The sequence below is a fragment of the Mediterraneibacter sp. genome, from assembly GCF_030825015.1.
Taxonomy (GTDB): domain Bacteria; phylum Bacillota; class Clostridia; order Lachnospirales; family Lachnospiraceae; genus Mediterraneibacter.
Genome location: NZ_JAPJQP010000022.1, coordinates 1 through 12,843, shown reverse-complemented (window position 1 = coordinate 12,843; position 12,843 = coordinate 1). Strand labels below are relative to the sequence as shown.

At 37.6% G+C, this 12,843-nt stretch carries 8 protein-coding genes; all 8 read left to right on the top strand.

Annotation, left to right across the window (positions count from 1 at the left end; all coding sequences use genetic code 11):
- Positions 1–26: 26 nt before the first annotated feature.
- The 8 genes from cdaA to RCH61_RS08520 all read left to right on the top strand — a co-directional run bounded on the left by cdaA (position 27) and on the right by RCH61_RS08520 (position 12,714).
- Entirely contained in the window at positions 27–890 is an 864-nt protein-coding gene (gene cdaA / locus RCH61_RS08555) for a diadenylate cyclase CdaA (RefSeq protein WP_178007043.1), read from the top strand.
- The gene (locus tag RCH61_RS08550; RefSeq protein WP_306480436.1) at positions 887–2,179 is read left to right on the top strand and encodes a CdaR family protein; all 1,293 of its coding nucleotides are present in this window, start codon (positions 887–889) and stop codon (positions 2,177–2,179) included. Before cdaA ends, RCH61_RS08550 begins: the two co-directional genes overlap by 4 nt.
- 92 nt (positions 2,180–2,271) lie before the next feature.
- A complete protein-coding gene (locus RCH61_RS08545) occupies positions 2,272–2,544 on the top strand; it encodes an HPr family phosphocarrier protein (RefSeq protein ID WP_306480435.1) in 273 nt (90 codons plus the stop codon).
- A 73-nt stretch (positions 2,545–2,617) separates the two neighbouring features.
- On the top strand, positions 2,618–3,529 hold the full coding sequence (locus RCH61_RS08540) for a nucleotidyltransferase family protein (protein ID WP_306480434.1): 912 nt from the start codon (positions 2,618–2,620) through the stop codon (positions 3,527–3,529).
- Between the two features lie 63 nt (positions 3,530–3,592).
- Positions 3,593–5,137 carry an LCP family protein gene (locus RCH61_RS08535; RefSeq protein ID WP_306480433.1) on the top strand — a complete coding sequence of 515 codons (1,545 nt, stop codon included), beginning with the start codon at positions 3,593–3,595 and terminating at the stop codon, positions 5,135–5,137.
- A 361-nt stretch (positions 5,138–5,498) separates the two neighbouring features.
- The gene (locus tag RCH61_RS08530) at positions 5,499–7,316 is read left to right on the top strand and encodes a sulfatase-like hydrolase/transferase (protein WP_306480432.1); all 1,818 of its coding nucleotides are present in this window, start codon (positions 5,499–5,501) and stop codon (positions 7,314–7,316) included.
- Positions 7,317–7,449: 133 nt separating this feature from the next.
- Entirely contained in the window at positions 7,450–8,046 is a 597-nt protein-coding gene (locus tag RCH61_RS08525) for a GerMN domain-containing protein (RefSeq protein ID WP_306480431.1), read from the top strand.
- A 60-nt stretch (positions 8,047–8,106) separates the two neighbouring features.
- A complete protein-coding gene (locus RCH61_RS08520; RefSeq protein WP_306480430.1) occupies positions 8,107–12,714 on the top strand; it encodes an RICIN domain-containing protein in 4,608 nt (1,535 codons plus the stop codon).
- Positions 12,715–12,843 lie beyond the last annotated feature (129 nt).

Here is a 12,843-nt window from a genome sequence, read left to right as displayed (position 1 = left end):
ACAAATCATAAGGTGGTGATTACGGTATGTTGGATTGGATAAGGAGTATTTTGGACAATTATACAAATGGTATGTATTTTCCGGATATCCATATCAAAGATGTGATCGAGATATTGATCGTTGCCGTAATCGTGTATGAGATTATGCTTTGGATTAAAAATACAAAGGCTTGGATGCTTTTAAGAGGAATTATTATGCTTGGTGCATTCATTCTTTTGGCATGGATCTTCCAGATGCATACAATCTTATACTTGGCGGCACAGTCGATCAATGTACTTGCTATTGCGGCAGTCGTTGTGTTTCAGCCGGAACTGCGGCGCGCGCTGGAGAAGCTCGGAGAGAAAAATCTGCTCAGCAATATTAATCCTTTTGATAAAAACAGAGAGAATGAACGTTTTTCTGATCAGACAGCAGAAAGTATTGTGACAGCTTGTTTCGAGATGGGAAAAGTCTGTACAGGTGCTTTGATCGTAGTAGAACAGGCAATTCAGCTTACGGAATATGAGATGACCGGGATTGACTTGGATTGTAAAGTGTCATCCCAGGTGTTGATCAATATTTTTGAACATAATACACCTCTTCATGATGGCGCTGTTATTATACGGGGCGACAGGATCACTTCTGCGACATGTTATCTCCCTCTTTCCGATAATATGCGGATCAGCAAAGATCTTGGAACGAGACATAGGGCTGCTTTGGGGATGAGCGAGGTGTGTGATGCTCTTGTGATTGCAGTATCGGAGGAGACGGGACTTGTTTCTGTAGCAATGGGCGGTCAGTTGGACAGAGGAATTACAAGAGAAGAATTAAGGCAGCGCCTTAGCCGGATTCAGTATAGAAACGCTGACTCAAAGCGGTTTTTCTTACGGAAAGGATGGCGCAGAAAATGAAAAATCATAAGTTTACGGATAATTTAGGACTAAAGATTATAGCAGTTATTTTTGCGGCATTTTTGTGGCTTATTGTTGTAAATCTGGATAATCCTGTGAGCACACAGACTTTCAGTGAGGTTCCGGTAACGATTGTAAATGAAGATATTATTTTGTCAGCGGGCGATACTTATCAAGTGCTTGGGGAAGAGAAAGTGAGTGTTGTCGTATCGGCAACAAGACAAGTACGGCAGAAATTGACAAAAGAAGATATTATTGCAACGGCAGATATTAAAGAGATGGATACGAGTACAGGGCTTGTTCCGATTAAAATATCGATACCGAATTTTGCCGGGAAATATGAATCTGCGGAGGCGGCTCCGAGAAATTTGCAGATTCAAAGAGAAAAATCAGGGAAAAAAGTTCTCTCTCTTACGGTAAGTACAGGAGATTCTAAAGTCAGGGACGGATATATATTAGGTGATATGACGGTAAATCCAGATAAAGTGACGATCACAGGTCCGGAGTCTATTTTGGATCAGATTGACCGTGCTGTTGCACTTATTGATGTAGAAGGATTATCAAAAGACAGTGAAGAAACTGCAAAACTTGGATTGTATGATATTAGCGGAAATCCCGTGAGTCAGACACGATTGGGAAATAACCTTGGAGAAAGCGGTATTACAGTATCAGTTGAAGTATTGAAGATTAAGAGTGTTCCGATCGCACTTAGTGTTTCAGGAACGCCGGCAGAAGGATACAAATATACGGGATATAGCAGTGAACCGGAGACAGTTCAGATATATGGGGAAAAAGAAATAATTGACAAGATTGAGGAGATTGACGTTCCGGCAATCGATGTCAGTGGGGCGTCGGAACCGGTTCAAAAAGCAGTTGATATTTCGGAATATCTGCCGGAGGGGGTTCGCCTTGTAGATGAGAAAACAGCAAATGTAACTGTTACGGCAATGGTAGAAGAAGAGGGGACAAGAACGATCAATTTCATGGTGAGTTCTATACAGATCAATAATTTGGCGGAAGGACTGCAAGTTTCTTATGAACCGGATGCAGAGATTTCGCTCCGTTTCAGCGGAGATCAAAAAGCTTTGGAAGCGCTTGATATCAGCAGTGCGGTTTCTGTGGATATGTCTGCCTATGTAGTGCCGGGCGTCTATAATGTGCTTGTAGAAGTAGATATTCCAAACGGTATTACATTAATGAAAAAAGTGACTGTGCAGCTTACCGTTGGAGAAAAAGAGAAGGAAAATGATAGCGAAACCAATACGGACTCAGACCGCGCAGAGCAGTAAATTACGGCTTTGATAAAAAAGTCTGTCAGTCATATCAGAAAAAGAAAGACAGCGGGTCAGAGAGTGGGATCAGAATAAAGGGAGACGAAGTAATGGTAAGAAAAAAGATAGTGATCAATAATCCTACAGGACTTCATTTAAGACCGGCAGGAACATTTTGCAAAGCAGCGATCCAGTTTAACAGTAAGATTACAGTGGAAAAGATTACGAAAAACGAAAATGTGACGGCAAATGCCAAGAGTGTACTCAGCGTACTTGGCGCTTGTATCAAAGACAGAGATGAGATTGAGATTATCTGTGAAGGAGAAGATGAAGAACAGGCGCTGCAGGAGATGCTTCGCGTTGTAGAAAACGAACTTATATAAGTGATGATAATAGTAATGAATACTAAGAAACCGTGTCAGAATGATAATGAATGATACGAAAAAGGAGGAAAAAATGAGCAGAGCAGCATTGGTGATCATGGCGGCAGGAATAGGAAGCAGATTTGGGGGCGGAATTAAACAGCTTGCTCCTATTGGACCAAATGGTGAAATTATAATGGATTATTCAATTTATGATGCGATTGAAGCCGGGTTTGACAAAGTTGTATTTGTTATAAGAAAAGATTTAGAGAAAGATTTTAAAGAAGTGATCGGAAACCGGATCGCGCAGAAAATAGAAGTTGCTTATGCTTATCAGGAAGTTTCAGATATTCCGGAGCAGTTCGCAGGGAAATTTGCAGGAAGAACAAAACCGTGGGGAACAGGTCAGGCAATTTTATGCTGCAAGGATGTTGTGGATGAGCCGTTTCTCGTAATTAATGCAGATGATTATTATGGAAAGAGCGCGTTTAGAGAAGCATATTCCTATTTGACAAGCATTACTGCTGCTGATAAAATACAAGTTTGTATGGTTGGCTTTGTATTAAAAAATACATTGAGCGATAACGGCGGCGTAACAAGAGGAATCTGCCGTGTAGATGAAGACGGAATGCTTCAGGAAATTATTGAAACGCATAATATAGAAAAAGACGGTGACAGAGCGGTTGTCAGAACGGAAAACGGTGAAACAGAATATGATGTGGATTCGCCGGTATCTATGAATATGTGGGGATTGACACCGGAATTTTTCGAGATATTAAAAACGGGCTTTGGACAGTTTTTAAGCGAAACGGATGCAGAGAATCTGAAAGCTGAATATTTGCTTCCGACAATTATCGGAGAACTTTTGGAAGATGGAAAAGTAAGTGTGAAAGTATTGAAGTCCGAAGATCAATGGTTTGGAGTGACATACAAAGAGGACCGCGAGACGGTTGTAGAAGCGGTGAAAAGTCTGGTAGATCAAGGGGTTTATCCGGACAAGCTGTAAGGAAAGACCGGGGGGATATAAGAAAAACCGTACATTTCAAAAACGGAAAAAGGAATTGTTAAAATGTCAAAGAAACAAAAACCAAATGGAAATACCGGGCGAAAGAATCATAATAAGGGAAAATATGCGGAGCGGTCAAGGAAGAACGGTTTCGGGAAATTTTGTCTGATTCTACAGGCAATTATGAGCGTGGCATTTATGGGAGTTCTTATACTGCTTGACATGCTTCCGATGAAATATTTGGGACTTGCAGCGTTGCTTCTTTTTTTCTTGTGGTGCATTGCATTTACAACACAGGCAGTCAGGAAGAAAAAAGGAACAATGGGAAAGATATACAGTCTTCTGATGATAGCGGTGCTTGCTGTCGGTACATATTATATTGCAAAGACAAATAATATGATTGCAGCGATTACGAGCGGTGGTTCAAAAGTAGATAAGATGGTTGTTGCAGTTCTTAAAGATGATCCGGCAGAAACTCTGGAAGATGCGTCAGACTATAATTTTGGAGTACAGTTTAACACCGGAGCGGAAAATATGAAGGCTGCTGTTCTTGATATTCAGGATCAGATAGGAGATATCGCTACGACAGAATATACATCGGTTCAGGAACAGGCAGAAGCTCTTGCTGCGGGCGAAGTTGATGCGATCATTTATAATCAGTCTTATACAGAATTGATGGAAAGTGCAGTGGAAGGTTATAGTGATCAGATTCGCATTATTTATAAGCATGAGATTGAAACAAAATTTGATTTCGGCGGTTCTTCCAAAGATGACAGTCTGACAAAAGAACCATTTACAGTATATATCAGTGGAATTGATACATATGGGGAAGGAGCAGATGATGATCGTGATTCTATCCGAAGTGATGTGAATATTATTGCGGTCGTGAATCCTACGACCCATCAGATCCTACTGATTACAACGCCGCGAGATTATTATATTCCGATACCTGGAATATCCGGAGGAATGAGTGATAAACTGACGCATGCCGGAACGTATGGAATTGATGTGTCAATGGAAACTCTTGGTGCGTTGTATGAAACAGATATTAATTACTATGTTCGGTTGAATTTCAGCTCTCTTATAGAGATCGTTGATATTTTGGGCGGCGTTGATGTTTATTCAGAGTATGCATTTACTACCGGATGGGAGTCCGGCTATGAAATGGAAGTGCAGCAGGGAATGAATCACTTTAATGGAGAACAGGCGCTTGCATTTAGCCGGGAACGTCATGCTTTAGAAGGCGGAGACAATCAGAGAGGTAAGAATCAGCAGGCTGTTATTACGGCGATGCTTAAGAAAGTTCTCTCCCCGTCAATGCTTTTGAAGGCGAATTCGATCATTAATCAAGTGAGTCAGGATATTGAAACAAATGTTTCGCAGGGACAGCTGAATTCTCTTGTAAAAAGTCAGCTTAAGTCTGGAGCAAAATGGACGATTCAGTCAGTGGCAGCAAGTGGAACAGATGGTGAAGATTACTGTTACTCTGCACCGGATATGCCGTTGTATGTGCTTTATCCAGATGAAGAGGTTGTGAACAGTATTGTTGAATTGGCAAATGTTGTGGAAGAAGGCGGCAGTCTTGAGAGCGGAGAAGCATTGAACTAGTAAAATAATGCGGGAAATATGGATTTTTTTTGGTTATATTTAAAAAAGAACTGAAAATAGTAGGATAGAATAGACAGAGCTGTTTGCAGATGGTTGAGTAAACTATGGTGAGCAGTTCTGTTTTTGAGTGGGAATGGCTTTTGGAGCTTCTGTAATATGAAAATGTTTAAAAGGAGAATAAGAAAAAGTAATTAAATTAAGAATGTTTTGGATATAAAAAGTACATTGTGTTGTTGCATAAGTCTTTTTGATGAGGGCAAAAATTTGGTTGACATTAATTTTACAAAAAGTTAAACTAGTAAAGGATTTGCGTTAAAATTAAAAAAAACTTAAGAATATACATATAACAGGAGTGCAAAATATGGGAATAGTTCAAAAACTTATTAAGTATTTAGGAACGGTTCTATCCATTATAATGGTTGGAATAACGATATTGTTGGGCTTTAGTGTTCGCTGGATGTTTAAAACATGGCCTAATTTAGCTGTGGATGAATTGGTATTTCATCTTACAGAACCTTTGGATGGTACGAATCAAGATATGATTATAGAATACATAATGCAGTGTATTATTCCAATGGTATTTGTTTTAATTTTGTTTTCTGTATTTTTAATAATAAAAAGGAAAACAAAATATTATAATTCGTTTGTTATAACCGGCATATTTCTTTCGATGGGCGGAATTGTGATTTCTTTGTATGTAGCATGGGAAAAGATAGGGATAGGAGAGTATCTGTATAATCAATTTGCAAAATCTAGTTTTATAGAAGAACATTATATAGATCCTAAAATGGCTGATCTAGAGTTTCCTGAACAAAAACGAAATCTTATTTATATTTATTTGGAATCTATGGAAACTACATATGCAGATGAAAATAGTGGGGGTGCGTTTTCGGAAAATTATATACCGGAATTGACAAAGCTCGCACAAGAAAATGAAGATTTTTCAGGTGAGTCTGCAAATCTTAATGGCGGTCATACGGTAGAAGGTACAACATGGACTATGGCAGGATTGTTTGCTCAAACATCAGGGATTCCATTGAAAACAAACATAAATGCAAATAATATGGATACGCAGGAACACTTTTTCCCAGGTATTATGACTTTGGGAGATATATTAAAAGAACAAGGGTATTCTCAAACGCTGCTTATTGGATCAAAAGCTGAATTTGGGGGAAGAAAAGTATATTTTACAGAACATGGGGATTATTTCATGGATGACTACGACTATGCAATAGAAAGTGCTAAGATACCTTCTGATTATAAAGTTTGGTGGGGATACGAAGATGAGAAGTTGTTTGAGTTTGCAAAAGAAAAATGTACGGAACTTTCTCGTCAAGAAGAGCCATTTAACCTTACAATGCTTACGGCAGATACGCATTTTGAAGATGGATATGTGTGTGAGAAATGTTCAAATGATTATGAAGACCAGTATGCAAATGTTATGGCATGTTCAAGTAAACAAGTTTATGAGTTTATTGAATGGGTAAAACAACAGCCGTTTTACGAGAATACAACAATCGTATTATCAGGGGATCATTTGACAATGGATAGTGACTTTTGTGCAAAAGTAGATGAAGAGGAAGAATACGATCGAAGAACGTATACAGCATATATTAATTCTGCTGTTAATCCGATAAATAATATGAAGAGAATGTATACAACAATGGATAATTTTCCGACAACGTTGGCTGCTATGGGAGTTAAAATAGAAGGAAATAGGCTGGGACTTGGAACAAATTTATTTTCAGACCAACCAACATTAATGGAAAGTGTTGGGGAGGAAATGCTAAAAGCTGAGTTGAAAAAGAAATCGGAGTTTTTAGAAGAAATTTCAGGAATAGACAAAAACAATGAAACTGTATTAATCAGAGAAGGGAAAAAAGAAGGAGCATACATTGAAACAAAAGTTGAATCGGATTCTATAAAAGTGAGCATAGAAAAAATAGATCCTGCGATAAAAGAAAAAATAAATACGATTGTTTTGGCTGTATGGACAGAAGAAGGTCAAAGAGATTTACAATGGATAGATGCTGAAAAAATTAGTGAGACGGAATATGAAGCGAATATAAAATTTGATTTGTTCAATAATGCAAAAGGAAAATACTATATTGATGTTCGGGCAATAGAATTTACAGATGTAGAATATGTAATAGGAAGTACTGCGTGTAAAGTAAAATAAAAAGAAGATCTGATCCGTCCTTGAATGGAAGGATCTTCTTTTTTGGAATAAATTTTAATTGTAAAGAAAATTTGTTTTTGTTATTATTAATGAGTAATATTTTGACAATGGTGAATTGAAGGAGCGTGGCGATATGAGGAAAAGATATTTATCAAGGATGGTAATAAGTTTGTTTTTGGGCGTGTTTTGCCTTACTATGGTAGGATGTGGTAATAAAAACGGTGAAGATAAAGAAGATGCGAAAATAGAACAAAATATAGAGGATAAAGAAGATATAGAAGATTTAAATGAAAAAGACGAAAATGTAGATGAGAGTAAGATTGAAAATGATGGAGAAGGAGCATTTGAATCAGAAAAGTCAAAAGAGGTTAGGATTTATTATGTTGATGAAATGACAGGGGAAGTGACGGGCAAAACTATTATGGCTAAGACGGAGAATGATATATGGGGAGCTCTTCAGGAAACAGGAATTTTAGCAGAGGACTGTCAGTTATTAAGCTTTAAAGTAAATGAAGAAGCGCATACGATTGATTTGGATTTTAATGCTGCAACAGGAAATCGTATACGAAGTATGGGAACAACTGGTGAAACACAGATTATAGGGTGTATTGTTAATACATATCTTGAAGCGTATGATTGTGATGGGATAAAATTGACTGAAGAAGGAAAAACTTTGCAAACATCTCATGGAGCTAATTATGATGGGTATAGTGGAATAATGTCGTTTTGATATTTGATTTGAAGAATTGATGCAGGAAGAAAAATAGGTAAGGAGATATACAAGAAAAGAATGAAAAGAAAAATAAAAAAAATAATTGCAGGAATGTTGTTTACAAGTATGCTTGTTGGAAGTGTTCCGACGAATGCTGTTTATGGAATAGAAAATCAGGCAGACGAAATAAAGGAAGATTATTCGTTTGATATGGAAGGTGAGAATAAGCAATTTGTTGAAGAGCATGATACGCAGGAAGAAAATCAGGATGGAGTAAAAGATGATTCCTCTAGTGATATAGACGCTGTTGAGGAAACAGAAAACGTGACAGAAAGCGGTGGTTTGGAGATTGCTTATGGACAAGTGAATTTTGTATATATTGAAAGTCCTTATGTGCAAACTCCTGATACACAAAGAATTGTATTTTCGTTTGATAAAGAAATTACGGGTGCAGAAACAGTTGCTTTAACTATTGAGGATGAAGAAGGTAATCAAGAAGAGTGGAATCTTGTAAAACAGTCGGGGAGTCTATATCTGTTTGAAAAAGAATATGTGCAAGGTGCATCAGCAGGAATTTATAAAGTAATAAATCTTCTTATAAAAAACAGCTCGGAAGAAAAGAAAATTGTACTTGATGATATTAGTGTCAAAGCAGAGTTCGGCGTGGATACTGAATATGAAGGAATAGAGGAGTTAAAACCAGTTGAAGGTCAGCTTTCTGAAGGAGAATCAAGTGTAGAGGCTTCGGTTGTAACCATAGATGAAAATGGGGTTGCAGAAGCACAGGATAATATTGTGGAAGCATTGGAAACAGTTAGTACAGATCAAATGAATTCGATAAGTACTTATGGAAAAGCTGCTGAGACGAAATCGGGAAATATCGTGGTAGCGCTAGATCCGGGTCATGATGCGAATGATGCAGGAGCGCAGGGGCATGGATTGCGGGAAGAAGATTTAACATTAAAGATTGCTAATTATTGTAAACAGGAGTTGGAACAATATGCAGGTGTTACAGTATATATGACACGAACTGGCGCTGCATGCCCTTATAATAAACCTGGAATTACTTGTATGGAAGACCGTGTAAAAGCAGCGGTGAAAGCGGGCGCTAAGATATTCGTAAGTTTTCATCTTAATTCTTCAGTATCATCGGCTGTAAATGGAGCGGAAGTGATTGTACCTAATAATAGTTGGAAGGCGGAAGTTGGTGCGGCAGGTCGCCAATTAGGAGAAGCAATATTAGATGAACTTGTAGCACTTGGTTTGACAAGAAGGTCTGTGTATAGTAAAGATACTACGATTAATGAAAGATATCCTGATGGTTCTATTTCAGATTATTTTTCGGTTCAGATTAATTGTAAGGAACAGGGAATTCCGGGACTTATCGTGGAACACGCTTTTCTTTCAAATAGTAGTGATGTGAATAATTTTTTGACGACAGAATCAGGACTTAAAAAGCTTGGTGTTGCAGATGCTACAGGAATTGCAAAGTATCTTGGCCTGCAAAAGATTGGATTAAGAGTAAACATTCCAGAGGGAACATACACTTTGGATAGTGTATTAGCTGCAGGGAAAGGCATTAAAATAAGTAATGGTTCGTTTGTATCGGGAGCAGGAACGGTTTTATCAACAAAAAAAGAAAATGTTTCATCACAACGATTTGAAATTGTTAGTGTTGGTAATGGTTATTATAATATTATCGCTGAGCATTCAGGAAAAGCATTGCAAGTAATAGGGGATGGTAGTTCAGGTTATGCATATGTAGAACAAAGAGAACGGAATAGTGATTCAGAAGCACAAAAATGGTGTTTTATTGATGCAGGAAATGGAATGTATTATATTATGTCAGCTGTGAATACTTGCATGGATATACATTCAGGAGTGACTAGTGATGGAAATACAGTATGGACATATAGGTGTAATCAGAGTAATGCGCAAAAGTGGAAATTGACGAAATCTGATTATAAAACAATAGAAAATGGTACATATACGATAGCTAATAGTGGAAATAAAAATCAGGTTCTTACAGTGGCAAGGGAATCTTTGGATAATTTTGCAAATGTGGAATTAGGAGTTTTACAGGGTGTTTCAGCACAGAGATTTGAAGTAGAATATGCTGGAAATGGATATTATAAGATATTGCCGGAACATTCTGGAAAAAGCTTAGATATTTTAAACGGATCTGAGAAAAAAGGCGCCAATTTGCAGCAATATGCATGGAATAGTAGCGATGCTCAACTTTGGAAATTTGTAAAAGCAGATAATGGGACATATTATATAAGATCAAAATTAGGGACAACGATTAGTTTGGTGACATCAAATGTTACATCAGGAACCAACGTATGTATGGATCAGGTGACAGGGGGGAATGTTCAAAAATGGATACTTGAAAGATCAGAAAGCGCACCTGTTTCAGATGGGAGATATGTTATTTCAAATGCAAAATTTCCTAAGAATGTGATTTCAATTAATGGTCAAAATGCTGTACTTGGGACATATGTAGGTACGGAAAATCAAATGTTTGATGTAAAGTATATGGGAGATGGGTATTATCAAATTTTATCGGCTTCGTCAGGAAAATCATTGGATGTGGCTAATGCATCAGCTTCGTCAGGAGCAAACTTATGGGAATATTCATGGAATGGAAGCGATGCTCAGCTTTGGAAATTTATTATTAATTCCGATGGAAGCTATTATATAAAATCAAAACTGGGGACGGTTGCAGATATTTTTAGTGGAATTATTGCAGAGGGAACAAACATTCAGATGTATATGGCGAATGGGAGTGATGCTCAAAAATGGAAGTTGGAATCAGGGAAAGAAACGGTAGATGAAAGACCGCTTGAAAATGGTACATATACGATATCAAATGCAACAAATAGTAAGCAGGTTCTTGATATAGCATCTGCGTTGGAAAGCAATTATGCAAATATACAGACGTATGCGTTTAATAATACATCAGCACAAAGGTTTGAATTATATTATGTAGGAAATGGGTATTATCAGATCCTTTCTGAAAAATCAGGGAAGGCATTAGATGTAGCAAACGGATCTAAAAATAAAGGCGCAAATGTATGGCAGTATTCATGGAACGGATCTGAAGCGCAGCTTTGGCGGATTATTGAGGCTGAAGATGGAGGGTACTATTTACAGTCAAAATTAGGGACATACCTTTCAATTAGTGGGAATACGGCTTCATCGGGTATGAATGTACAAACAGATTATTTGGGAAGCGGTAAAAATCAGAGATGGAAATTTGAAGTATCTTCGTATCAGCCCGTAAAAGATGGGAAATATACATTGAGGAGTATCAAAGATTCTGGATATACTGTTGATATATCAAACGCTTCTAAAGCGGATGGTGCAAAGGCATGGTTGTATTATTATAATGGTACAAAACCACAACAGTTTAATATTTTTTATGTTGGGAAGGGATATTATAAGATTATAGCGGAACATTCAGGAAAAGCGTTAACGGTTGAGAATAATACTCGAAAAGATGGTGTGAATGTAGTACAAAAGAAATGGAGTGGAAATTCAGATACGCAGCTTTGGAAGTTTGTAAGTACGAGTGAAGGAAGCTATATTCGTTCAAAAACAGGGACGGTTCTTGATGTTTGGAGTGCTGCATATGCACCATATACAAAGGTTTGGACCTACACAGCAAACGGTAGTTCTGCACAGAAATGGCGATTGGAAAAAGAATACGATTCGATTGAAATTTCTGAGGGAACATACACGTTTCAAACTGCATTAAGTACATCGAAAGTGTTGGATATTGCAAATGGTTCTAAAGTAAATTTTGGAAACGTATGGATTTATAATATAAATAATACAGAAGCACAAGAATTCGATGTTAAAAAAGTTTCGGATGGATATTATAAGATAGAGTCGAGGTTGTCAGGAAAAGTATTGGATGTAGCAAATGGATCGAGAGCAGCAGGATCAAATGTATGGCAGTATTCATGGAATGGCTCGGATGCTCAGCTTTGGAGGTTTTTGGATGCGGGGGACGGGAAATATTATATACAGTCAAAGTTGGGTACTGTATTAGATGTTACATCTGCATCTGCAGCAGCGGGGACAAATGTTCAAACTTATACTTTTAATCAATCGACAGCACAAAAATGGACACTTTTAGAAACAGAAAAAACGTTGTACTCTATTATGGGTAAAACAAATGTGTCTGTTTCTCAAATGGTTAAGTTTTATAAAAATAAGGCGACGGTATCATATCCATACAGTAATGTGAGCGAAGCGCCTACAATAGAGAAGTTCTGTCAGATATATAAGGAGGAAAGTGAAGTAGAAGGCGTAAAAGCAGAGGTCGCTTTTGCACAGGCAATGATGGAAACTGGGTTTTTGAAGTTCGGTGGAGATGTTAAGAAAGATCAATATAATTTTGCTGGGATAGGAGCTATTGGCGGGGGATCATCAGGAGCAAAATTTGATTCTATTCGGATTGGAATCAGAGCTCATGTTCAGCATCTGAAGGCATATGCTTCAAAAGAAGCATTGAAACAGCCTGTTGTAGATCCACGTTTTCAATATGTGAAACGTGGAAGCGCGGAATATGTGCAGTGGTTGGGACAAAAAGAAAATCCAAATGGATATGGATGGGCGACAGCCCTAAATTATGGAAATAATATTGTAAAATTATATATTCTTCCTATGAAGAGATATTGATAAATTTAGAGCATTCCAATAAGCAGACACTATGATGTTAAAAAGGAATGCTCTTTTAAATTGGATCTTTGGTGCCTTAGAGTATAATTATCATTGGCAAAAATAAAGGGAAGAGATCGAAACCTCTTC